The 21,156-nt window shown below is 71.7% G+C and carries 20 protein-coding genes and 1 pseudogene; 9 read left to right on the forward strand and 12 right to left on the reverse strand.

What is annotated here, in order from left to right:
• Positions 1 to 50 precede the first annotated feature (50 nt).
• Genes E1292_RS17800 through E1292_RS17825 form a run of 6 tightly spaced genes read right to left on the reverse strand, consistent with a single transcriptional unit; the run spans position 51 to position 6,948 of the window.
• Positions 51 to 983, reverse strand: a complete 933-nt coding sequence (locus E1292_RS17800; RefSeq protein ID WP_132596326.1) for a succinylglutamate desuccinylase/aspartoacylase family protein — start codon at positions 981 to 983, stop codon at positions 51 to 53.
• On the reverse strand, positions 980 to 2,686 hold the full coding sequence (locus E1292_RS17805) for an ABC transporter permease subunit (RefSeq protein WP_132596327.1): 1,707 nt from the start codon (positions 2,684 to 2,686) through the stop codon (positions 980 to 982). The genes E1292_RS17800 and E1292_RS17805 overlap by 4 nt, the downstream gene beginning before the upstream one ends.
• A gap of 13 nt (positions 2,687 to 2,699) precedes the next feature.
• Positions 2,700 to 3,797 (reverse strand): ABC transporter substrate-binding protein, encoded by a 1,098-nt coding sequence (locus E1292_RS17810; protein WP_132596328.1) that lies wholly within the window; start codon positions 3,795 to 3,797, stop codon positions 2,700 to 2,702.
• Between the two features lie 15 nt (positions 3,798 to 3,812).
• Positions 3,813 to 4,868, reverse strand: a complete 1,056-nt coding sequence (locus tag E1292_RS17815; RefSeq protein ID WP_132596329.1) for an ABC transporter ATP-binding protein — start codon at positions 4,866 to 4,868, stop codon at positions 3,813 to 3,815.
• Complete coding sequence (locus tag E1292_RS17820) at positions 4,865 to 6,172, reverse strand: aspartate aminotransferase family protein (protein WP_165974603.1); 1,308 nt, start codon at positions 6,170 to 6,172, stop codon at positions 4,865 to 4,867. The genes E1292_RS17815 and E1292_RS17820 overlap by 4 nt, the downstream gene beginning before the upstream one ends.
• Positions 6,169 to 6,948: an IclR family transcriptional regulator gene (locus E1292_RS17825; protein ID WP_132596331.1), complete on the reverse strand. Its 780-nt coding sequence runs from the start codon at positions 6,946 to 6,948 to the stop codon at positions 6,169 to 6,171. The genes E1292_RS17820 and E1292_RS17825 overlap by 4 nt, the downstream gene beginning before the upstream one ends.
• Positions 6,949 to 7,436: 488 nt before the next feature.
• On the opposite strand from E1292_RS17825, the gene E1292_RS17830 reads away from it, so the two are divergent.
• The 4 genes from E1292_RS17830 to E1292_RS17845 are packed head-to-tail and all read left to right on the forward strand — an operon-like array spanning position 7,437 to position 11,313.
• On the forward strand, positions 7,437 to 9,983 hold the full coding sequence (locus tag E1292_RS17830) for a sensor histidine kinase (protein WP_132596332.1): 2,547 nt from the start codon (positions 7,437 to 7,439) through the stop codon (positions 9,981 to 9,983).
• Complete coding sequence (locus E1292_RS17835; RefSeq protein WP_132596333.1) at positions 9,964 to 10,389, forward strand: roadblock/LC7 domain-containing protein; 426 nt, start codon at positions 9,964 to 9,966, stop codon at positions 10,387 to 10,389. Before E1292_RS17830 ends, E1292_RS17835 begins: the two co-directional genes overlap by 20 nt.
• Positions 10,386 to 10,736, forward strand: a complete 351-nt coding sequence (locus E1292_RS17840; protein WP_220446906.1) for a DUF742 domain-containing protein — start codon at positions 10,386 to 10,388, stop codon at positions 10,734 to 10,736. Before E1292_RS17835 ends, E1292_RS17840 begins: the two co-directional genes overlap by 4 nt.
• Complete coding sequence (locus tag E1292_RS17845) at positions 10,717 to 11,313, forward strand: GTP-binding protein (protein ID WP_132596335.1); 597 nt, start codon at positions 10,717 to 10,719, stop codon at positions 11,311 to 11,313. The genes E1292_RS17840 and E1292_RS17845 overlap by 20 nt, the downstream gene beginning before the upstream one ends.
• Before the next feature lie 17 nt (positions 11,314 to 11,330).
• Here E1292_RS17845 and E1292_RS17850 read toward each other — a convergent pair whose 3' ends face one another.
• A complete protein-coding gene (locus E1292_RS17850; protein WP_132596336.1) occupies positions 11,331 to 12,659 on the reverse strand; it encodes an alpha/beta hydrolase family protein in 1,329 nt (442 codons plus the stop codon).
• 153 nt (positions 12,660 to 12,812) lie between these two features.
• On the opposite strand from E1292_RS17850, the gene E1292_RS17855 reads away from it, so the two are divergent.
• Positions 12,813 to 13,082: a GlsB/YeaQ/YmgE family stress response membrane protein gene (locus E1292_RS17855; protein ID WP_132596337.1), complete on the forward strand. Its 270-nt coding sequence runs from the start codon at positions 12,813 to 12,815 to the stop codon at positions 13,080 to 13,082.
• A gap of 246 nt (positions 13,083 to 13,328) precedes the next feature.
• Here the strand turns inward: E1292_RS17855 and wrbA are convergent, their stop codons facing one another.
• The 3 genes from wrbA to E1292_RS17870 form a co-directional block, all read right to left on the reverse strand.
• Positions 13,329 to 13,937: an NAD(P)H:quinone oxidoreductase gene (gene wrbA / locus E1292_RS17860; protein WP_132596338.1), complete on the reverse strand. Its 609-nt coding sequence runs from the start codon at positions 13,935 to 13,937 to the stop codon at positions 13,329 to 13,331.
• A gap of 10 nt (positions 13,938 to 13,947) precedes the next feature.
• Positions 13,948 to 15,300 (reverse strand): MFS transporter, encoded by a 1,353-nt coding sequence (locus E1292_RS17865; RefSeq protein WP_132596339.1) that lies wholly within the window; start codon positions 15,298 to 15,300, stop codon positions 13,948 to 13,950.
• 125 nt (positions 15,301 to 15,425) lie between these two features.
• A complete protein-coding gene (locus E1292_RS17870) occupies positions 15,426 to 16,034 on the reverse strand; it encodes a TetR/AcrR family transcriptional regulator (RefSeq protein ID WP_132596340.1) in 609 nt (202 codons plus the stop codon).
• Positions 16,035 to 16,150: 116 nt separating this feature from the next.
• Between E1292_RS17870 and E1292_RS17875 the strand changes: the two genes are divergently transcribed.
• Together E1292_RS17875 and E1292_RS17880 are read left to right on the forward strand one after the other, a co-directional pair.
• Positions 16,151 to 16,990 carry an alpha/beta fold hydrolase gene (locus E1292_RS17875; RefSeq protein ID WP_132596341.1) on the forward strand — a complete coding sequence of 280 codons (840 nt, stop codon included), beginning with the start codon at positions 16,151 to 16,153 and terminating at the stop codon, positions 16,988 to 16,990.
• Positions 16,991 to 17,110: 120 nt separating this feature from the next.
• On the forward strand, positions 17,111 to 18,382 hold the full coding sequence (locus E1292_RS17880; RefSeq protein WP_132596342.1) for a sensor histidine kinase: 1,272 nt from the start codon (positions 17,111 to 17,113) through the stop codon (positions 18,380 to 18,382).
• Positions 18,383 to 18,392: 10 nt separating this feature from the next.
• On the opposite strand, the gene E1292_RS17885 is transcribed toward E1292_RS17880, so the two are convergent.
• Complete coding sequence (locus E1292_RS17885; protein WP_165974604.1) at positions 18,393 to 20,069, reverse strand: glycosyltransferase family 2 protein; 1,677 nt, start codon at positions 20,067 to 20,069, stop codon at positions 18,393 to 18,395.
• 250 nt (positions 20,070 to 20,319) lie between these two features.
• Here E1292_RS17885 and E1292_RS17890 point away from each other — a divergent pair, with 250 nt between their 5' ends.
• Both E1292_RS17890 and E1292_RS17895 read left to right on the forward strand, forming a co-directional pair.
• A complete protein-coding gene (locus E1292_RS17890) occupies positions 20,320 to 20,721 on the forward strand; it encodes a hypothetical protein (protein ID WP_132596343.1) in 402 nt (133 codons plus the stop codon).
• A 111-nt stretch (positions 20,722 to 20,832) separates the two neighbouring features.
• Positions 20,833 to 21,033 (forward strand): DUF5708 family protein, encoded by a 201-nt coding sequence (locus tag E1292_RS17895; RefSeq protein WP_132596344.1) that lies wholly within the window; start codon positions 20,833 to 20,835, stop codon positions 21,031 to 21,033.
• Positions 21,034 to 21,053: 20 nt separating this feature from the next.
• On the opposite strand, the pseudogene E1292_RS56130 reads toward E1292_RS17895, so the two are convergent.
• Positions 21,054 to 21,156 (reverse strand): annotated as a pseudogene (locus E1292_RS56130) (IS982 family transposase); the annotation flags it as partial.

Here is a 21,156-nt window from a genome sequence, read left to right on the forward strand (position 1 = left end):
CACGGCGACGCTGTGTGACGCTTCGGCATCCCTCCACGCATCGCGGTCGCTCAGCCCGGGTCGGCCGGCTTGGCGGTGGCCCCGTCGGCGACCATGAAGCCGTAGTCGCCGGGGGCGACGTTGGTGAGGTGCTCGCGGCCGAGGACCAGGATGCTCGGCTCGTACGGCGCAGTGATCACTTCGAGCTCCTCGGACGTGTACGGGCTGACGACCTTGGCCAGCACCGTGCCCTTGGGGACGCGCTCGCCCAGGCGTGCGGCGCCGAAGTCCGACAGCACGGTGCCGCCGACGGCCGGCCTGAGCGTGGTCAGCGTGTCCACGATCACCTGGTCCTCCGGCGGCGCCACCGGGTCGCCCGGCAGCATGCCGATGGCGCGCAGGACGTTCAGCGTGCCGTCGACGCCCCGCTTCAGGTAGTGCTCGATGCGCTGGCCGCCGCCGCCGAGCTCGCTGACCATGCAGCGCACGCCCTTCTCCAGCGCCCAGCCGGTGGCCGACCCGCCGTAGGGGTGGCCGCGGTAGAGCACGGACGTGCCGTACGCCCGCGACATCTCGGCGCCGGCGTCGTGGAGGTAGGCGTACTCCACGGTGGCGAAGTTGCCACCCGAGTGGAAGTCGATGAAGTAGTCGGCGCCCTCCAGGATCCCGGAGAGCACGGCGGCCAGCTGTTCGGTGACGCTGCCGCCCCGGTCGCCGGGGAAGATGCGGTTGAGGTTGACGCCGTCGAGCGGCGTGTTGCGGGTCAGCGCCTGGTGCGCGTACGGGTTGGCCACGGGGACCGCGACGACGGTGCCGCTCAGCTGGGCGGGGTCGACGGCGTCCAGGAGGCGGCGGACCGTCTCCGATCCCATCGGCTCGTCGCCGTGGATGCCGCCGAACATCACCATGCGAGGGCCGTCGGAGGCGCCTCGCAGGGTGTGCACGGTCAGCTCCAGGCGGTGGCCGCCGGCCAGCGTGGTCACCGGGATCTGTTCGACGGTCATGCGGAGGATCCTTCCTTCACTTTCGCTACGGGTTCTTCTGGGGAGGTGGTCAGGGAGGAGAACACGCCGGAGCGGGCCAGCAGCACCGCGACGGTCGCGGCGATGGCCAGGGCGGCGACGATGAGCAGGGTGGAGAGCGCGGCCAGCGTCGGGTCCTGAAATTTCTGCATGTAGACGAACATCCAGACCGGCAACGTGTTCTGGTCGGGCGAGAGCAGGAAGACCGTCATGTCCACCTCGTCGAAGCTCACCACGAACGCGAACAGCGCGGCCGCGATCAGCGCCGGCCTGATCTGCGGCAGCGTGGCCAGCCGGAAGGCCCGCAGCGGCGCGGCTCCCAGGTCCTTGGCGGCCGCGTCGAGGGTGGCGTCGGCCCGCATCAGCGCCGCCGTCACCACGATGACGACGAACGGCAGCACGATCACGGTGTGCGTCACCACGAGGCCGGCCACCCCGCCGAACAGGTTCAGCCGGTGCAGGTAGATGAACCCGGCGAAGCCGAAGGCCACCTTGGGCACGACGGTGGGCGAGAGCACGAACGACTGCAGCGGCCCGCGCCCCGGCATGCGGTGCCGTACCAGCGACACCGCGACGGCCGTGCCGATGACCATGGCCAGGATGGTGGCCGCGATCGCCACCTCCAGGCTCAGCAGGGTCGCCGCGCCCAGGCCTTCCTGCTCGAAGAGGTTGGCGTACCACTTGGCCGACAACCCCGGCGGCGGCCAGGTGCCGTACGAGACGGACGAGAACGAGTTGATCACGATGATGACCAGCGGCAGCAGCACGTAGACGTAGACGATCGCGAGCCACACGCTCCAGCCGCGCGCTCCGGAGGAGGCCGCGCCCGCCGCCGTCACCCCGCCCTGCTCGGCCCGCCCCGTGCGCCGCTGCAGCCAGCCGAACACGCCCAGCGCGACGACGGCCAGCGCGAGCAGCGCGTACGACGAGACCGCCGCGAGCGGCCAGTCGACGTTGTTGACGTTGTCGTAGATCTCGGTGGCCAGCACGTTCACCCGCCCGCCGCCGAGCAGGCTGGGCGTGGCGAACGAGCTGATCGACAGCGCGAACACCAGCTGTGCCCCGCCGATCAGGCCGGGCGTGGTCAGCGGCAGCGTGACCTTGACGAAGCGCCGGAACGCGCCCGCGCCGAGGTCGCCTGCCGCCTCTCCGAACGCCGGGTCGAGCTGCCCGAGCGACTGGGTGATCGGGAAGACCATGAACGGCAGCAGGATGTGCACCAGCGCGATCACCACGGATGAGCGCTCGTAGAGCAGCTCCACCGGGCCGAGCCCGACCGGTTCGAGCAGGCTGTTGAGCACCCCGCTGTCGCCCAGGATCAGCTCCCAGCCGTAGGTGCGGGACACGACGCTGGTCAGCAGCGGGGCGAAGATGATGAACAGCCCCACGTAACGCCACCGCGACTGCCGCACCCGGTGCAGGGCGTAGGCCGTGGGATAGCCGACCACCGCGGCGGCGACCGTGGTGATCAGGCCGAGCACCACGGTCTCCCCGACGATCTGCCAGTGGTAGCCGCCCGTCAGGAACGTCTGCCAGGTGGCCGTGGTGTGCGCGATGTCGGTGCCGTCGGGCAGGTACTGGTGGAAGCTGTATTCGAGCAGGGTGAGCATGGCCCCTGCGAACACACCGGCCAGCAGGACGACGCTGGGCGCCGCCAGCAGGTAGGCCGTGCGATGTCTGCGCATGTCGCCGGGCCCCTCAGATGCGCGAGGCGACGTCGGTTTCCCAGCGTTTCTGCCACTCGGCGTTGTTGCGCCCCACGATGCCGTAGTCGATCTGCTGGAACCCGTCACTGGTCGCCTTGCTGAAGGCGGGCAGGCCGGCCAGGCTCCCGGGCAGCTCGGCCTTGGAGTTGGCGGGCACCTCGACGCTGGTCTCCGCCCAGCGGGCGCACCACTTGGGGGAGAGCATCTCGTTGATGATGTCGTGGATGGCTTCGAGCTGGCTCTGCGACTGGCCCGCGACGGCCTGGAGGTTGACCGGCAGCGGGATCGCGCCTTCCTTGGGCACGACGTACGCCAGCGGGGCGCCGCTGTTGATCCACTGCTGTCCGGTGCCGGCGAAGTAGGCGGTCAGCGGCGCGGTGCCGTTGCTGAGCACGTTGAGATACTGGGGGTTCGACTCGACCAGCAGCCGGATCTGCTCGGCCTCGCGTTTCCACAACTCCCAGCCGGGCTCCATGTTGTCCAGGCCGCCGCCGTTCAGCTTGGCGGCCATGTAGACGGCGTACCAGGGGAACGAGAAGAACGCGACCTTCCCCTGATGGGCGTGGTTCCACAGGTCGGCCCACGAGCCGGGGGCCTGCGTGATCTCCTGCTTGTTGTAGAGCAGGCCGAGCTGGTCGATGCCGATGCCGATCCCGATGCCGTCGTCGTAGCGGAACCGCTCGTCGATGTCGGCGGCGTTGCTCATCGCCGCGTAGTCGAGCTTGGTGAACATCTCGTCGTCGGCGCCCTGGACGGAGGTCTGGGCGTTGAAGAAGCCGAAGTTGACCAGCGGCCGGTCGGGGGCGGCCTTCTTCTGGGCCAGCATCTTGGTGTAGCCGACGGAGTTCGACTGCTCGTAGATCTTGAGCTCGACGTTCTTGTGGGAGGCCATGTACTCCTTGGCGAACTCCTTGGGCATCTTGCCGAGGTCGCCGCCGAGGAAGGCGAACATGGTCAGGGTGAGCTTGCCGCCCTTCGACGCGGACGGCGCGGCGGACTGGGGGGACACGCTGCCGCAGGCCGTGGCGAGCGCCAGACCCGCGGTACCGGCCGCGATGTCAAGGAACCGGCGTCGCGAGATATCCGTCATTTCGATCTAACTCCCTCAGTGGTTGAGGACGACACCGGCGTCCACGTCCCAGCCGGTCTCGACCTCGTCGCCGACCGTCAGGGTGGATCCGGCTTCTTCGCGCCGTTCGGAGATCACCAGCACCCCGGAGGCCAGACGTACGTGGTAACGCGTGCTCGCCCCCTGGAAGATCACGTCCTCCAGGCGGCCGTGATAGCGGTTGGCGCAGGTCAAACCCCTGCCGACGGCGACGTGCTCGGGCCGCACGGACACCGCGCGACCGGGCCCGGTCACCTTGACGCCGATGCCCTCCGACTCCAGCAGGCCGCCCTCGTACGTGCCCTCGAACAGGTTCGTGTCGCCGAGGAAGGTGGCGGTGAACGTGGTGGCCGGCGACCGGTAGAGCTCGGCCGGCGGGCCGATCTGCTCGATGCGGCCCTCGTTCATCACCGCCATCCGGTCCGACATCGTCAGCGCCTCCACCTGGTCGTGGGTGACGTAGACGAACGTCGTGCCCGAGTCGTGCTGGATCCTTTTGAGCGCCTGCTGCATCTGCACCCGCAGCCGCAGGTCGAGCGCGCCCAGCGGCTCGTCGAGCAGCAGCACGGCCGGCTCGTTGGCCAGCGCGCGGGCGATGGCCACCCGCTGCTGCTGGCCGCCCGACAGCTGGGCCGGGTACCGCTTGCCGTACCCGGCCAGGTCCACCAGGTCCAGCATCGAGCCGACGATCTCGGCCACCTGCCTGGCCGGCCTGCGCCGCAGCCTCGGCCCGAACGCGATGTTGTCGGCCACGGTCAGGTGCGGGAACAGGGCGAGGCGCTGGAAGACCATGTTCGTGGGGCGCCGGTGCGCGGGACGGCCCCGCATCGGCTCGCCCCGGATCAGCACCTCGCCCGAGGTGGGCTCCTCCAGCCCGGCCAGGATGCGCAGCGTCGTGCTCTTGCCGCAGCCCGAGGGGCCCAGCATGGAGAAGAACTCCCCTTTGGCCACGGTGAAGTCGACCTGCTCGACGCCTCTGGCGCCGTTGTCGTAGACCTTGCGGATGCCGCGGAGCTCGGCATCGGGCCCACTGCTGGACCCGGCGCCGGTCATGTCGTCCTCCTCCTCATCTCCGCGAACGCCTCCTCGGCCGCCTTCAGCAGGACCGCGACGTCGGCCTCGGTGTGCGCGGTGGACAGCGCCGCGTGCAGCAGCGGCTTGGCCGGGAGCAGGATGCGGTGCTCGCGCGCGACGCGGTGCAGGATCGCGTAGCGGGCCGCGTCGCTGACCATGGCGGTGCGGTAGCCGGTGACCGGCTCCGACAGGAAGTACGGCTGGAAATGGCCGCCCGCGCCCGCGACCACGGCCGGGATGCCGTACGCGCGTGACAACTCGGCGAAGCCGTCCCGCACCAGGCCGCCGAGCCGGTCGAGGCGGGCCTGGGCCGAGCCGTCGGCCAGCAGCGGCAGGGTCGCCGCGGCCGCGGCGACCGCCGAGCCGTGCCCGTTATAGGTGCCGACCCAGCCGACCGGCCCGCCGCTCGACGGGTCGGTGGCGGCCAGCAGGTCCGCGCGCCCCTCGACCGCCGCCAGCGGGTAACCGTTGGAGATGGCCTTGCCGTACGTGGTCAGGTCGGGGGTGATGCCGTACACCTGGCGGGCGCCTCCGGGCGCCAGGCGGAAGCCGGTGAGCAACTCGTCGAAGATGAGCACGATGCCCAACTCGGCGGTGAGGTCGCGGAGCAGCCGCAGATATTCGCCGGTCGCCGGGATGTAGCCGATGTCGATGAGCACGGGTTCCACGACCACGGCGGCCAGGTCGGAGGCGTGCTCGCGCAGCAGCCGCTCGGTGGCGGCCGCGTCGTTGAACGGCAGCACCACGGTGCCCTGCGCCGACCGCGACAGGCCGGCGGAGCTGGGGGGCGCGGCCGGCCGGTCGGCGGGCCCGACCTGGTCGGGGGCGGGCCAATTCGACACCCAGAGCGGGTCGAACCAGCCGTGGTAGGCGCCCTCGGCCTTGGCCACCCGCTCCCTGCCCGTGTGGTGGCGGGCGATCCTGAGCGCGTGCATCAGCGCCTCGGTGCCGGTGTTGGCGAACCTGACCCGGCCGAAATCCGGGATCATCCCGGAGAGCAGTTCCACCGCGGTCACCGCGGCCTCGGTCTCCACTCCGGTGGTCAGCCCGCGGCTCACCGCGTCGGCGACGGCCGCGTCCACGTCGGGGCAGGCGTGGCCGAGCATCACCGAGGCGTTGCCCATGGTGCAGTCGAGGTAACGGTCGCCCTCGACGTCCCACAGGTACGCGCCTTCCGCACGGTGGAAATAGACGGGGTGCGGCGCCTGGAAACGGGTGTTGGAATGCACCCCGCCGGGGACGTGCCGGCTCGCGCGCTCGTAGAGGGACTGCGACGTGCTCAATCGTTTCTCCTGATCTCCAGGGAGAGCCGTTTGACCTCGGCCAGCAGCGCGGGCACGCAGGCGTTGGCGTTCTCGCGCGTGAAGCGCGCCGCGGGCCCGGCGATCGAGATGCCGCCCACCGCGTGCCCCGACCGGTCGAGAATCGCGGCGGCGCGACAGCGCAGGCCGACCGCGTAGCTCTCCTCATCGACGGCGAATCCCTCCAAGCGGGCGGTGGCGAGTTCGGCCTCCGTCTCGCGCAGCGCCTGCTCGGCCTGGTCGCCGACGGCGGTGCGGAGGACCTCCAGCCGCCGCTCCGCGGGCAACATCGCCAGCACGGCCTTGCCCATGGCCGAGGTGTGCGGGTTGAGCACGTCACCGACGCGCGCCACGGCCCGCAGTGAGCGCGCGGGCTCCTTCCGCGCCACCAGCACGATCTCGTCGCCCACCAGCAGCCCCGCGCTCGCGCTCTCGCCGGTCTGCTCGGCCAGGGTCTCCACGGAGGCCTTCAGCCGGTCGGCGGCGTGCATCTGGTCGAGCGTCCGCACGGACAGGTGCAGCAGCCTCGGCCCCGCGGCGTAGCCGGACCTGTCCAGCTGCACCAGGAATCCGCGCTCGACGAGCAGCGCGACCAGCCTCGACGCGGTCGACGGCGGGACGCCCGCCGCCGCGGCGATCTCGCCCAGTTGCAAGGGGGCGCGGTCGTGGGTGACCGCGACGTCCAGGACGTCGAGCAACCGGGCGAGGTAGCTGGTGCGGGACTCGCTTCCACTCAGTGGAACTGTCTTTGCGTTCATTGGGAGGCCAACTTAGGAACGTCCCTATCCAGACGTCAAGAGCAGGCCAAAAACTGTTGTCTGACCGTTTTGCCCCGTTTCTACCGCATCGTCCCCTGATTCCGGCCAGAACGTAAGCCCTTGCAAGGTCACACCGTCGCGGAGGCGGCGAGCGCCCGGACAGGGCGGCGTGGATCGGCCGAACCGTGGCGGAGGGGGCGAACATGGTGACCGGAAAGCCTTGTGGATAAGGCCTATCGGTAAGGGAAGGCGGGCCCGGCATCACCGTCCGTGACCCTTACCGAGGGTTACATTCACGAATCGTGTGCTGACAAAGAGTCAAACCACCATTCGGGACGAATGTTCACATCTGTTGCTTGAAGTACATCTGCCCCATCGGCATAGTGGACGGACCACAGGCGTACCAGTCGTGACGGGCATTCTCGGGGGCCGGTACCAGGTTGCGACTGCCAGCGGCGCATCATCACGCGCGGAATTGGACAAGATGCATGAGCTCGCCCCCACCTCTCCGCACCAAGCTGCTCAGGATCCTCCTGCTCCCGCTCGTGTCCATGGTCGCCCTGTGGGGGTTCATCGCCTACTCCAGCGTGGAGGAGATCGTCGAGGTCTCCCAGACGCAGGACCGCTGGGAAGCCATCGGATCGCCGCTGTTACAGCTGATCGTCGAGCTGCAGCGGGAACGCCAGCTGTCGGCTGAGGCGCCGAAGAGCACGGCGACGTACGCACCACTGGCCGAGCAGCGGCACGTCACCGACGAGAAGGTCGAACGCCTGCGCGAGGTCATCGGCGCCGTCGGCGTCGAGTCCGCGGGCGCCGAGACCCCGGCCCAGGTGCAGGCGCTCGTGCAGGCACTCGACGGGCTCCAGTCGCTGCGGGCGTCCGCCGACGGCGGCGTGCTCGCCCCGCCGCTGACGATCATCCAGGCGTACGACAACCTGATCAGCGTCGCCAACGGGCAGTTCAACGACCGCGACGCGCTGAGCAGCGTCTCCTCCTACCGCGCCGTGCGCGGCATGGCCGCCTACAACGCCACGGCCGAATACCTGGGCCGCGAGCACGCGGTGCTCACCAGCACGATCGTGCAGCGCAAGATGACGGCCACCGACCGCGCCGCGTTCGTCGCCGCGATGACCAGCCGCCGGCTCGTCTTCGCCAACGCCGAACGCGACGCCGGCCCCGAGCTGCGGGCCGACTACGACAAGCTGGTCGCCAGCGCCCCGTACAAGCGGCTGATCGAGGTCGAGGACGAGCTGTTCACCTGGGACACCAACGGGGCGCCGCCGGTGGAGCCGGCCCAGTGGAAGAGCGACGCCGACACCGTGCTCAACACGATCAACCGCGACACGCAGGAGGAGCTGGCCCGCGCCGCGGTCGAGGCCGAGGGGCAGAAGACCGGCGCCTACTGGCGGATCGGGCTGGTCCTCCTGGTGGGCCTGGCGGCCATGATCGCCTCGCTGGCGCTGTCGTACCGGTTCGGCCAGTCGCTGATCGACGAGCTCAGGCGGCTGCAGGCGTCGGCGGTCGAGCTGGCCGAGCAGCGGCTGCCCCGGCTGGTCGCGCGGCTGCGCCGCGGCGAGGACGTCGACCCGGCCACCGAGGCGCCCGTCCTCGCCCCCGCCGACACGGCCGAGGTCGACCGCGTGGTCGACGCGTTCTCCGCCGTACGCCGCACCGCGGTCGAGGCCGCGGTGGGCCAGGCGACCCTGCGCAAGGGCGTCAGCCAGGTCTTCCTCAACCTGGCCTGGCGCAACCAGGCGCTGCTGCACCGCCAGCTCTCGCTGCTCGACACCATGGAGCGCCGCGTCGAGGAGCCGGAGGTCCTGGAGGACCTGTTCACGCTCGACCACCTCACCACCCGCATGCGGCGGCACGCCGAGAACCTGATCATCCTGTCCGACTCCGCCCCCGCCCGCCGCTGGCGCGACCCGGTGCCGCTGTTCGACGTCCTGCGCGCGGCGGTGCTGGAGGTCGAGGACTACACCCGCGTCTCCGTCGCCCCCATGCCGGACGCCCCGCTGCTCGTCGGCGCGGCCGTCACCGACGTGATCCATCTGGTCGCCGAGCTGGTGGAGAACGCCACCGTCTTCTCCCCGCCCGACACGACCGTGCAGATCCGCAGCATGACCGCGGCCAACGGCTTCGCGCTGGAGGTGGAGGACCGGGGACTGGGGCTGAACCAGGCCGTGATCCAGGAGTACAACGCCCGGCTGGCCGAGCCGCCCGAGTTCGACCTGGCCGACAGCGACAGGCTCGGCCTCTTCGTGGTGGCCAGGCTCGCGGCCCGGCACGGGATCAAGGTCTCGCTGCGCCCCTCGCCGTACGACGGGACCACCGCGATCGTACTGCTGCCCACCGTCCTGCTCGCCGAGACCGGCAACCCCTCCGTCACCGCCGGTGACCGCGCGGGCAGGCCCGCGCGAGCACTCGGCACGGCGCCGTCCGGCACCCTTACGGACCCCCTTTCCGGCGCCCTCTCCGGCGTCGTGTCCGCCGCCCCCGAACGGCCCGACGCGGTGAACGGCGGGAACGTCCCCGGTGAGCACGCCGATCCGGCCGATCCCTCCCCCGAGCCCGCGCGGGCCACCTGGTTCGAGGCCGTGCCCGCGCCGAGACGCGGCGGTCCGGCCCGGCCGGCGAACGAGCCGCTCACCGGCCCCCTCTCCGGGCCGATCTCCGGGCCGATCTCCGGGCCGATCTCCGGGCCGATCTCCGGGCCGGTGCCACGCCAGGCTCCCCCCACCGCCGCCCAGCCGCCCGGACCTCCCGTCGACTGGAGCGTCACGGTGCCGGCTCAGGACGCGGACGAAGACCTCGACGGGCTGCCGATGCGGATACCGCAGGCAAGCATGGCTCCCCAGCTGCGTTCCACCGGAGGCCCCGCGCGGCGCCCGGTAACGGCGCGCTCGCCTGAGGAACTCGCACAACTCATGTCTTCCATGCAACAGGGCTGGCGGCAAGGACGCCGCCAGGTCGAGCACGGAGCCGACATGTGGAACCGAAAGGACGACCATCCCGATGCCCGACCCCAGAAGTGAACTGAGCTGGCTCCTCGACGACCTCACCCAGCGCGTCCCCGGCATCCGGCACGCCATCGTGCTGTCCTCCGACGGGCTGGCCATGGGAGGTTCCCGGGAGCTGACCCGGGAGGACGCCGAGCACCTGTCCGCCATCTCCGCCGGCAGCCACAGCCTCGCCATGGGCGCGGGACGGCACTTCGGCCTGGGCGGCGTCCGGCAGACCATCATCGAGATGGAGGGTGGTTTCCTGTTCGTCACCGCCGCCGGTCAGGGCGCGCGGCTGGCCGTGCTCGCCGCGGGCGACGCCGAGCTGGGCATGGTCACGTACGAGATGGCGCTCATGGTCAAGAGGGTCGGCGAGCACCTCTCCGCGCAGCCGAGAGGAGCGGCACCGGCACCCGTCTGGAACGGCACAAGGCCGTGACAGGGCAGGATCCCGGGCCGCTGATCCGGCTGTACGGCCTGACCGGGGGAAGAGCGCGCCCGCAGGGCGACTCGTTCGACCTGGTGGCCATCGTCACGACGGTCGGCGGCCCGCACACCCTCGCGGACCTGATCCCTGAGTACCGCGCCGTGCTGTCGGTGTGCCGCAGGCCCACGCCGGTGGCGGACGTCGCGGCGCACCTCCGGCTGCCGCTCAACGTCACCCGGGTGATCCTGGGTGACCTCCGGCGAGAGGGTTTCGTCACCATCGAGCGCCCGCGCCCGGTCGCGCAGACGATCGACGAACACATCTACAGGGAAGTGCTGGATGGACTACGCAGCCTATGAGCCGGGGGCGACCGCGGTCACCTCGGCGCTGGCCATCAAGATCCTCATCGCGGGCGGGTTCGGTGTCGGCAAGACGACCATGGTGGGCACGATCAGCGAGATCCGGCCGCTGCACACCGAGGAACTGCTGAGCGAGCGCGGCGTCGGGGTGGACGACGTCTCGGGCGTGGAGGCCAAGAGCACCACCACCGTGGCGCTGGACTTCGGCCGTATCACCATTCGCGAGGGGCTCTGGTTGTACCTGTTCGGCACCCCCGGGCAGGACCGCTTCTGGTTCATGTGGGACGAGCTCGCGCTCGGCGCGCTCGGCGCGGTCGTGCTCGCAGACACGCGCCGCCTGCAGGACTCGTTCCCCGCGGTGGACTACTTCGAGCAGCGTGGCATCCCGTTCGTCGTCGGCGTGAACTGCTTCGACGGCGCCCGCCGCCACGACCCGGCCAAGGTGCGGCGGGCGCTCGGGCTGACCGCGCTCATCCCGATCGTGCTCTGCGACGTGCGCGACCGCGCGTCGGTCAGGGACGTGCTCACCACGCTGGTGACGTACGCGGTGGAAGGCGCCGGACACGGGATGCCGTAGACGACGGCGGGCAGGCGCTAGGGGCAGGCGGGGAACAACGCGCGGGTGCCCGCCGGCCAGGCGGCCGGGTCGCTGAACCTGCACCCGTATCCGGGATCCGCGACCACGGCGGGACGGCTCACGTCGTCCCCCGCGGGCCGCGGGCCGCCGCGTTCCCACCGGACGAGGTCGTCCCAGGCGGCTCCCACCTCGGCGTCGCTGAACTCGCAGTGCCCCGCCGCCCGGATCGCCCGCTGCACCAGCAGCTCGCCGCGGCCGTGCCGGTCGACGTCGGCCCGGTAGTGCTGCTCCATGGAGAACGGCACGAAGTTGTCGCCCAGGTTGTGCAACGACAACACGGGCACGTCGATCCTGCCGGACACCGCGGGCACGGCGGTCAGCCGGTGCGTCCGGCGCAGGACCGGAGCCGCGGGCGGCACCCGCTGGACGCTCGCGTCGACGTTCACCGGGGAGGCGGGCCGGTAGCGGGTGCCGAGGTTCGTCGCCACCCTGCCCGGCTCCCGCGCCAGCGTGCCTCCCCCGTCCGGCCCGGCCAGCCCGAACAGGAAGTCCTTCCAGTGCGCGAACGCGGCCCGCGCGCCCGGCCGCTCCCCTCCGGTGAGGTTGACGACGATGGCACGCAGCTGCTCGCCGAGCTCGTTCGCCGGCTCCTGACCCGCCAGCCCCAGCCGGTCCCGTATCCGCGGCACGGCGGAGGCCGCGTAATCCTCGGGGAACGGGTAGGCGGGCACGTCCGCCAGGTCCTGCGCGACCAGGTGAAAGTCGAGGAAGAAGTCGAACAGCTCGTGATCGCCCAGCACCCCGCACATCGGCAGGGCCGCGTCGTAGACGCCCGGGTACTGCTCGATCGAGCGGACCGCGACGTGCCCGCCCATCGACACCCCCGCCAGGTAGACCCGTTCCGGCTTGCCGACCACGCGCTGGAAGTGGCGGGCCAGGTCGCGGGTGCTGAGCACGCCGGCCCGCACGTCGTAGTCGTTGGCGTAGTAGGAGGAGGCGGCCCAAGCGTACCCCTGGTCGAGCAGGCGCTGTCGCAGCCCGTACGCGGGCGGGTCGACGGTCAGCACCCTGGTCTCTCCGCGGAACCCGTGGGCCCACATGAGCAGGCCGCCGTTCCACCGTGGCGGCACCTCGATGTCGTAGGCCGCGTGACCCTGCACGCCCTGCAGCACCCGGCTCGGCCGCCCGTGCACCATCGCGGGCTCCAGCGGCGGGTTGTGGATGATGTAGCCGGGCAGCGGCCGGTCGCCCCGCGGGCGGTCACCGGCCGTCGCGGCGGCGCCGGTGGAGACGAGCAGCACGGCGGATAACGCCATGGCGGACAGGGTCAGGCTCCGACGGCGCATCTGCCGACACCTCCGGGATGGCTGGTGCCTCGTTCATACTCCCGGAGCTCCCGGAGCGGAAGGGCCCTGTGTCCGGCCGGCGGCTGGAGGAACCGCCGTCACCGCGCGATCGTTGAGCAGACAGGCGAACCCACCGAGTCTCGGGAGTTCAGCGTGGAGATCACCGGCATCATTTCCGGCCTCATCATCGGCATCGTGATCGGCGCACTCGGGCGGCTGGTCATTCCGGGGCGGCAGCGCATCCCCATCTGGCTGACCATCGTGATCGGCGTGGTCGCCGCGCTGGTGGGCACGGCCATCGCGGCGGCTCTGGGGGTCGCCGACACCGGCGGCGTCGACTGGATCGAGCTGGGCATCCAGGTCGCCCTGGCCGCTCTCGGCGTCTCGCTGTCGATCGGCATGTACGGCAAGCGGCGCGAGTGACGCAGGGGGCGGCGGGACGGCACTCCCATAGCCCGCCGCCCGTCACCGGTCACCCGGCACCCGTCGCTCGTCACCGATCACCCGTCGGTCATCACCCGCGAACGTCAGCCGTCACCCGTCGCTCATCACCCGCGAACGTCCCCCCGTCGCCCGGTGCTCCATCGGCCGTCGCCGCGGCACCCGGGCGCTCGTCCGGCGCGCGCCGGCGGGGGCGCCGGATCACCCCGCGATCCCGCCGCCAGGAGGTCAAGGACGGCCCGCTTTGAGCTTCGCCGCGGTCTCGACCGCGCGCCGCGCCTGGTAGCGGCCGCTTTCCAGGGCGAGCTCGCCGGGCGCGCCGTCACCGCCGACGTGGGTCGTGCCGTACGGCGTGCCGACCTGGAACTGGATGGAGTGGGTGTATCCGGGCGGGACGATGATGCCGCCCCAGTGGTAGAAGATCGTGTACAGCGACAGCAGGGTGCTTTCGTGGCCGCCGTGCCGGGTGCCGGCCGAGCCGAAGGCGCCGTAGACCTTGTCGGCCAGCAGCCCCTTCTGCCAGGCCGGGCCGGTCGTGTCGATGAACTGCTTGAGCTGGCTGGCCATGGCTCCGTACCTGGTCGGCGTGCCGAGCAGCACCACGTCGGCCCAGAGCAGGTCGTCCACGCCGGCCTCGGCGACGTCGCGGGTGCTCTCGACGTGCTCGGCCCACTGCGGGTTGCTCGCGACGGCCTGGGGCGGGGCCAGCTCGGTCACCTTGCGCAGGCGTACGTCGGAGCCGGCCTTCTCCGCTCCCTCGGCGAGAGCGGTGGCGAGCTTGTGCACGTTGCCGGTCGCGCTGTAGTAGATCACGGCGGTCTTGACGGGTTCGGACATGGTTCCTCCTTCACTGTGTCGTGCGGATCAGCGGCCGGCGGGCCGGCCAGGTCAGGGCCAGCACGCTGGCGCCGGCCAGCGCCGTGGCGAGCGCGACGGCCAGGCGCATGCCCTGTAGGTCGTAGCCGGAGAAGGCCCAGACGCCGGTGGCCAGTGCCGGGCCGAGAGCCGCGCCCAGCTGGCGGGCCAGGCTCGTCGTGGCGGCGGTGGTGCCGAGCAGTCGCCGGGGCGTGCCGGCCATGGCCATGGCCTGGTCGGGGCCGGCGAACAGACCGGCGCCCGCGCCCGCGACGGCCAGCCGCCAGGCCAGGTCGGCGGGGCCCCAGTCGGAGCCGAGCGGGATGATGAGCGCGAGCCCGGCGGTCACGACGATCGTCCCGAGCCAGGCCACCCGCGCGGGCTTCCAGCGGTCGGCGAGCGCGCCGCCGACCGGCCCGGTGAGCAGCATCGCCACGGGGAAGGCCAGCATCGTCAGCCCGATCTGGGCCGGCGGGACCGCCGCGACCCGTTGCAGGTGGAACGGGATCAGGAACTGCACGGCCATCACGGCCGCCATCTCGGCGAGCAGCGCCAGGTGCGGGGCGGCCACCCCGGGTGACCGCAGCAGATCCACGACCGGGCGGCTGCCCGGCAGCCGGAGCCACGCCAGCACGAACGGCACCGCGACCGCCGCCAGCGCGACCCAGCCGGCGCCCGATCCGCCGGCGAGCGAGAGGGCGAGCAGCAGCGCCACGGAGGCGGCGCCGAGCAGCCCGGCCTCGACGGCCCAGACCCGGTCGGGCAGGCGTGGCCGGCCACCCGGGGGCAGCTGCGTCATCCCTGTCGCGATGACGAGGACGCTCGCGGGCACGTTGAGGTAGAAGATCCACGGCCAGCCCAGCGTCTCGATCAGCAGGCCGCCGAGCACCGGGCCGCTCATCCCGCCCAGCGAGCCCAGGAGCAGCACCAGGGACATCGCCCTGCCGCGGGCCTGCTCGCGTACCGCGATCGTGGCCAGGAGGGAGATCAGCGCGAGCAGCACGGCGCCGAACGCGCCCTGCGCGGCCCGTGCGGCGACCAGCCACGCGATGCCCGGAGCCAGCCCGACCAGGGCACTCGCGGCGCCGAAGCCGGAGACGGACAGCACCAGGGCGGTACGCGTCCCGACGCCGTCCAGCCAGCGGCCGCTCGGCACGGTCAGGGCGATGAGGGGCAGCGTGTACGCCAGCACCACCCACTGGGCGAGGCTGGGGCCGATCCCCATCCGCTCCTGGATGGTGGGGAGGGCGACGTTGACGACCGTGGCGTCGAGCTGGGTCATGAACACGGCGATCCCGCTCGCGGCCACGAGCCACCACCGGTCCCGCGGTGTCTCCCCGTTCATCCGCCCGATCCCCCGAACTTCTCATGGTGTGCAGTTCGCAAACTACACATTATGCGAAGTTTTGTGCAAGAGGGACCGGAGGAGACGGCCGAGAACGAGGGATCCCCGGCCGCCGGCCAGGCGGCTCAGCGTACGAACGTCGACTCGTAGAGCACGAGCAGATGCTCCAGGACCCGCTCTTCCGGCCAGCCACGATCGACCATGAGGCGGTCGAACAGGTCGGTCGAGATCAGGCTCCAGAGCATGTCGGCCGCCGTGTCGGCGGTCCAGGGAGACGCCAGCCGGCCCTCGTCGGCGAGCCGGGCGGCGATGCGGCGGCAGTTGTCCAGCTGGGCGGTCGCGACCGTCCTCTTGTGCCGCGCGGCGTCGGGGTCCTGGGGGTCGACGCGGTCCAGCGCGTGGTTCATCGCGGTGAGCCGCGGGTGATAGCGGACCAGATGGCGCACCCACGCCCGCAGCGCCTCGGTCGAGTCGGCGGCCTCCCAGACCCCGGCCAGCGACTCGGCCAGCCCTTCCTGGCCGGCCACATATCCGAACAGCGCGGTGACCATGTCGGTGCGCGAACGGAAGTGCAGGTAGACCGCGCGCCGGGAGACGCCGGCGCGCTGGGCGACCTCAGCCATGGTCAGGGCGTCGAAACCGTCGCTCTCCAGGATCTCCCTGGTGGCCGCGAGCAGGGCGTCGCGGGTGCGCCGGCTGCGCGCGTTGTGCGGGTCGTCGATCGCCGGTGACATGGCCGCCCCTCGTGGTAACTGCGCATCATGTGCACTTTACTCCGCTCCCGCAGCGCGGCTCCGGACGGCGGAAAAGCCGTTGCCCCCGCCGGAGCGGCGCTGACAGGATCCGGGCCATGCCTTCCCTGTCCGCGCATGACGGCGCCGTGCTCGCCTACCACGTCCACGGTGACGGCTCCCCGCTGATCTGCTTGCCGGGCGGCCCGATGTTGCCCTCGGCCCGCCTCGGCGAGCTCGGCGGCCTGTCCGCGCGCAAGCGCCTGATCATGCTGGATCTGCGGGGCACCGGCGGGTCCGCGACGCCCGCCGACTCCTCCGCCTACCGCTGCGACCGCCTCGTCGACGACGTCGAGGCCCTCCGCCTGCACCTCGGGCTCGACCGGATCGACCTGCTCGGCCACTGCGCCGGCGCGAACCTCGTGGTGCGGTACGCGGCCCGGCACCCCGCGCACACCGGCAGGCTCGCGCTGATCACGCCGAGCACGCGGGCGGTGGGCATCGAGATCACCGGGGAGTGGCGGCGGGAGACCGCGCGGCTCCGGGCGGGCGAGCCCTGGTTCGCGCGGGCGTACGCGGGCCTGGAGGCGGCCACGGCGGGCACGGCCACGGCGGACGACTGGGAGGCCGTCACGCCGTTCACCCACGGCCGGTGGGACGCGGCGGCCCAGGCTCACCACGCGGCCGACGAGGCGCAGCGCAACGAGGAGGCGGCGGCCGCGTTCGGCGGCGAAGGGGCCTTCGAGCCCGCCGCCACCCGCGCGGCGCTCGCCGCCTTCGGCGGCCCGGTCCTGCTGCTCGCCGGGGAGGTGGACGTGGCCGCCCCACTCCCCGCCATGACCGAGTACGCCGGCCTGTTCAATCACGCCACGCTCACCGTCCAGCCCGGCGCGGGCCACTTCCCGTGGCTCGACGACGCCGACCGCTTCGTGAGCACCGTCGCAGCGTTCATCGACTGACAACGCCCGGCATGCCCTGACTTAGCCCCCAACAAGGCGATAAGCACGGGTGTAGCCTGCTGTGGTCCCAGGCAGTGATCTCTCGCGGCCCGGGCCTGCCGTCTGGTTGAGGAGATGCGGATGCCGACCCGCGATGCCGGGAACCGCAGGAGACCTGCCGATCGATGGGACGTGTTCGCCCGTGGCCGGACCACCCTGAACGCGCTCGAACGCCTCATCGGCGGGCTCGGCACGGGGGTCCTGGCGCTGGTCTCGGTCATGATGCTGGTCGCCACAGCGCTCACGTCCGTGATCGGCGTGGGAGTGTGGCTGGCGCCCGCCGCGCTGCACGGGCTGCGCGCGGTCGCGAACCGGGAGCGCTCCCGGCTGTCCGACTGGGGTCATGCGCTCATCAGCCCTGAGCCGTTGCCCGAGGGGCTGCGCGCCGCGCTGGCCGACCGGACCGTGCGCAGGGAACTCGCCTGGGTGGTCACCCACGCCTCGCTCGGGTTGTTCCTCGGCACGCTCGGCCTCACCCTGCCCATCAAAGCCATGCAGGACGCGACGTTCTGGGCGTGGTGGTGGCTGCTGCCGCCGGGAGAGGCCTCCGACGGCGGCCTGGGGCTCTGGACCGTGGACGACGTCCCCAGTGCCCTGTCCATCGTCCTGGTGGCTCCGGTGTGGATCGCGCTCACCATGATCTTCACACCGGCCATGGCGTGGCTGCAGGCCTGGCCGGGACGCCGGCTCCTGGCCCCCGATCCCGACGCCGACCTCGGCGTACGCGTGGCGCAGCTGACCGCGACCCGTGCCGCCGCGCTGGACGCGCACGCCACCGAGCTGCGGCGGATCGAGCGGTCGCTGCACGACGGCACGCAGAACCGGCTCGTCGCCGTCAACGTGCTGGTCGGCGCGGCCCGCCGTGCCGTGGAGCGCAACCCGGCCGCCGCCGAGGACATCCTCGACCAGGCCCAGGGCGCCGCCGAGCAGGCGCTCACCGAGCTGCGCGGGGTCGTGCGCAGCATCCTGCCGCCGGTGCTGGCCGAACGGTCGCTGGCCGACGCTCTCGACGGCCTGGCCACGACCTTCCCGCTGCCGTGCACGGTCGATGCCGACATCCCCGTCAGGTGCGCCATGTCCGTCGAGGCCACGGCCTATTTCGTGGTGGCCGAGGCACTCACCAACATCGCCAAGCACAGCAGAGCCCGGAGGGCGCACATCCGGGTGCGCCGCCACGATGACCTGCTGCACGTCGAGGTCGTCGACGACGGGAAGGGCGGGGCCGACGAGAACACCGGATCGGGGATCGGCGGCATCCGGCGCCGGACGGAGGCGCACGACGGGACGTTCGCGTTCGACAGCCCTCCGGGCGGACCCACCACCCTCAGGGTCAGCCTCCCCTGCGGGGCCTGAGCCGGCCCGCTCAGCCGCGCAGCCGCTTGCCCAGGGCGCGTTTCACGGTGCTGGACAGGGTGGTGCGCATTCCGCGCTGGGCCTTCTGGGCCGCGTAGAGCTCGCGGCGCAGCGTGCCGACCTCGCGGCGCAGCTCCACGGTGCTCTTGCGCCAGCGCGCGGCCTCGTCCCGCCACTTGGTGACCTGCGCGCGCAGCCGCTCTGACTCCTTGGCCAGCCGAGCCGCCTCGACCTTGGCCTGGATCGTGGCTTTGTACGCGCTGCGCCGCCCGGGCAGCTCGGCGGGCTCGCGGGTGAAGGCGTGCTTGTCGCCGTCGACCCGCTGGACGCCCGCGACGGCCTCCACGGCGTCGTCGAGCGGCTCGCCCGCCCGGGCGACGAGCCGGGCGCGGGCGAACGAGGACACGCGCTCCAGCCTGGCCGACACCGCGTCGCCGGCCGACTCGTCGAGCACCACCTCGATCAGGCCGAGCCCTTCGACGCGGGCCAGGTCGAGCAGCACGGCCACGCTGTCCTCGCCGGGCGCCCAGCCCGCCGGCAGGCGCAGCACGAACGGGACGCGCGGGTCGACCTCTTCCGCGGTCGCCAGGCGCACCCGGCTCTCGTGCTCGTAGTGGCCGTGGACCAGCACCAGGTCGAGGTTGGGGTCGTTGAGCGGGGCGCGGCGGTCGCGGTCGAGCGTGTCCCACGGGCCGACCACGACGACGGACAGATCCACCACGGTCGACGCGAGCAGCGCGTCCACGCTGGCGCGGACGGCTTCGTACCCGGCCGTGCCGTCGATGACGGCGGTCACGTAGGGCACCTTCCACTGCCGCGTCGGGTGCGTGCGCAACCACTGGTAGGCCGGGATGCGGTCGGCGACGAACGCGTGGCTGACCCGGTCGATGCTCTTCTGCTGGCGCATCCGCATGGTCGGCCCGAGGTGGTAGGCGCGGGCCCGCGGCTCGGGGATGAACACCGCTCCTGCCTGGTGGAGGCGGAAGCCCATCTCGGTGTCCTGGCCGACGATCAGGTCGTCGTCCATGGGCCCGGCCGCCTGGACGAGGCGGGCGTTGACGGAGGTGGCGCCGCCGACGTGCAGGCTGAACGGGCGCGGCGAGTTGGTGGTGAGACCGTCGGTGCGCTCCACCAGGCCGACGAGCCAGGCGTGCGGCGCGGCCGGCTCGAACGCCGCCTCCAGGTCGTCGGGCAGCAGTTCGGGCAGCGGGGCCTCGGTGAACCTGATGTAGCTGGTCACCGAGAGGTAGGGGGCGGTGTGGTGCCAGCGCATGTGGGCCTCGATCGCGCCCGGGGTCAGCACCACGTCGGAGTCGAGCCAGAAGATCACGTCGCCGGTGGCCTCGGCGAGCCCCGCGTTGCGGGCGCAGGCCCGGCCGGGCTTGTCGCAGACGACAAGGCGGGCCGCCGTGCCCCCGGGCAGGCGCAGCGGGGGCGAGGTGCCGTTGTCGACGACGATGATCTCCGTCAGCGCGGCCGGGTACGTCTGCCGCGCCAGGCCCTGTAACACCAGGTCGAGCTTGTCCTGAGCACCGTAGGCCGGGATGATCACGCTGACCCGCAGCTCGGGGGTGAACTGCTCCGGCGGCCGCAGAACGCGGTAGTCGTTGCCGCGCACGCGCCGCACACCACCGTCCGGCACCAGATCTTCAGGGAGGTGCGGGAGGCCGGGACGAATGTCGGACATGCGCGTGGTGCTCCTCTGACAGTCGGCTCGGGGGTGGCGGACGGCGCTTTACATTACGCCACCTTCCTGGGGAAACCCATCGGTCAGAACGCTTTTGGGCCGCATCGTCCCAGGTCGTCCCTACCAGCAAGCTCACAGGAACCCCGCTCCCGCGCCAGTGATCCACCTCACAGACCGCCGAATGCGGAACCTCCGGCCGCCTCCACGGCTACCCACCGGGCAGCAGCAGTCGAACCACCGAGGAGTCACCATGGACAGGAAGACGAGCGCCGCGATCATCGGAGCGACCACCATGATCGCGGTGCTGGGGCTCGGCGCCGGGAGTTCCGCGAGCGCGTCCGGCGCCGCAGCGAGCGCGCCCAAGCCTCCCAAGGGCGCCAGGGCGGTCGTCCACGTGAGCCCCAACCCCACCACCGAGCGCGGCCAGGAGGTGACCATCACGGGGCACTGCGGCGGCGGCAAGAAGCTCAAGGCGGTGCTCTCCGGGTTCAACGGCAAGCCGGCCCTGGAGAACATCCGCATCATCGAGGACGACCCGCGCGGGTTCAAGGCCAAGGCCACCCTCGTCCGCACGATCGGCAACGGCGTCGGCCCCGTCTTCGTGGACTGCGGGGGCGAGGTCGGCGTGACCCTCCTGGTCACCCACGTCTGAGCCGGGTCAGCCGAAGGATGTAGGCCGGTTTCATCAACCGGCAGGAAGCCCGCGCACCGCTTCTTTCACTAGCGTCGCCTGCGAAACCCCGTACGACCGGAAGAGGTTGTCATGGCTCCCGCACACAAGACGCTCCTCACCGGCCTGGCGGTGTTCGTCGCCGGGGCGGCGTTGTGGTTGTTCGGCCTCGACGTCGAGATCGTGGTGATCACGCCGTCGAAGGCCGGCGTGGTCATGATGGTGCTCGGCGCGCTGGAGGCGCTGTACGGGGTCTACAAGATCGTGCGCGGCGATCCGGCGGAGCGCCGCTAGATCGCTGATGTGAATTTGGGTTAGTGGTCGTAGGCGGTCAGGGACCGTTTCACGGGTGCGTCGGTGTTCCAGTTGTGCCAGATTGCGGCGTTGAGGGCGAGGATGCGTTGGCTGATGCGTGCC

Origin of the sequence: Nonomuraea deserti, assembly GCF_004348685.1 — a bacterium.
Classification (GTDB): domain Bacteria; phylum Actinomycetota; class Actinomycetes; order Streptosporangiales; family Streptosporangiaceae; genus Nonomuraea; species Nonomuraea deserti.

Excerpts from the sequence above, each read along its gene's own strand:
- E1292_RS17850 (WP_132596336.1), bottom strand. The coding sequence starts at position 12,659 with ATGCGCCGTCGGAGCCTGACCCTGTCCGCCATGGCGTTATCCGCCGTG.
- E1292_RS17885 (WP_165974604.1), bottom strand. The coding sequence starts at position 20,069 with ATGTCCGACATTCGTCCCGGCCTCCCGCACCTCCCTGAAGATCTGGTG.
- E1292_RS17825 (WP_132596331.1), bottom strand. The coding sequence starts at position 6,948 with ATGAACGCAAAGACAGTTCCACTGAGTGGAAGCGAGTCCCGCACCAGC.
- E1292_RS17870 (WP_132596340.1), bottom strand. The coding sequence starts at position 16,034 with ATGTCACCGGCGATCGACGACCCGCACAACGCGCGCAGCCGGCGCACC.
- E1292_RS17880 (WP_132596342.1), top strand. The coding sequence starts at position 17,111 with ATGCCGACCCGCGATGCCGGGAACCGCAGGAGACCTGCCGATCGATGG.
- E1292_RS17890 (WP_132596343.1), top strand. The coding sequence starts at position 20,320 with ATGGACAGGAAGACGAGCGCCGCGATCATCGGAGCGACCACCATGATC.
- E1292_RS17895 (WP_132596344.1), top strand. The coding sequence starts at position 20,833 with ATGGCTCCCGCACACAAGACGCTCCTCACCGGCCTGGCGGTGTTCGTC.
- E1292_RS17815 (WP_132596329.1), bottom strand. The coding sequence starts at position 4,868 with ATGACCGGCGCCGGGTCCAGCAGTGGGCCCGATGCCGAGCTCCGCGGC.
- wrbA (WP_132596338.1), bottom strand. The coding sequence starts at position 13,937 with ATGTCCGAACCCGTCAAGACCGCCGTGATCTACTACAGCGCGACCGGC.
- E1292_RS17865 (WP_132596339.1), bottom strand. The coding sequence starts at position 15,300 with ATGAACGGGGAGACACCGCGGGACCGGTGGTGGCTCGTGGCCGCGAGC.
- E1292_RS17835 (WP_132596333.1), top strand. The coding sequence starts at position 9,964 with ATGCCCGACCCCAGAAGTGAACTGAGCTGGCTCCTCGACGACCTCACC.
- E1292_RS17800 (WP_132596326.1), bottom strand. The coding sequence starts at position 983 with ATGACCGTCGAACAGATCCCGGTGACCACGCTGGCCGGCGGCCACCGC.
- E1292_RS17805 (WP_132596327.1), bottom strand. The coding sequence starts at position 2,686 with ATGCGCAGACATCGCACGGCCTACCTGCTGGCGGCGCCCAGCGTCGTC.
- E1292_RS17845 (WP_132596335.1), top strand. The coding sequence starts at position 10,717 with ATGGACTACGCAGCCTATGAGCCGGGGGCGACCGCGGTCACCTCGGCG.
- E1292_RS17830 (WP_132596332.1), top strand. The coding sequence starts at position 7,437 with ATGAGCTCGCCCCCACCTCTCCGCACCAAGCTGCTCAGGATCCTCCTG.
- E1292_RS17810 (WP_132596328.1), bottom strand. The coding sequence starts at position 3,797 with ATGACGGATATCTCGCGACGCCGGTTCCTTGACATCGCGGCCGGTACC.
- E1292_RS17875 (WP_132596341.1), top strand. The coding sequence starts at position 16,151 with ATGCCTTCCCTGTCCGCGCATGACGGCGCCGTGCTCGCCTACCACGTC.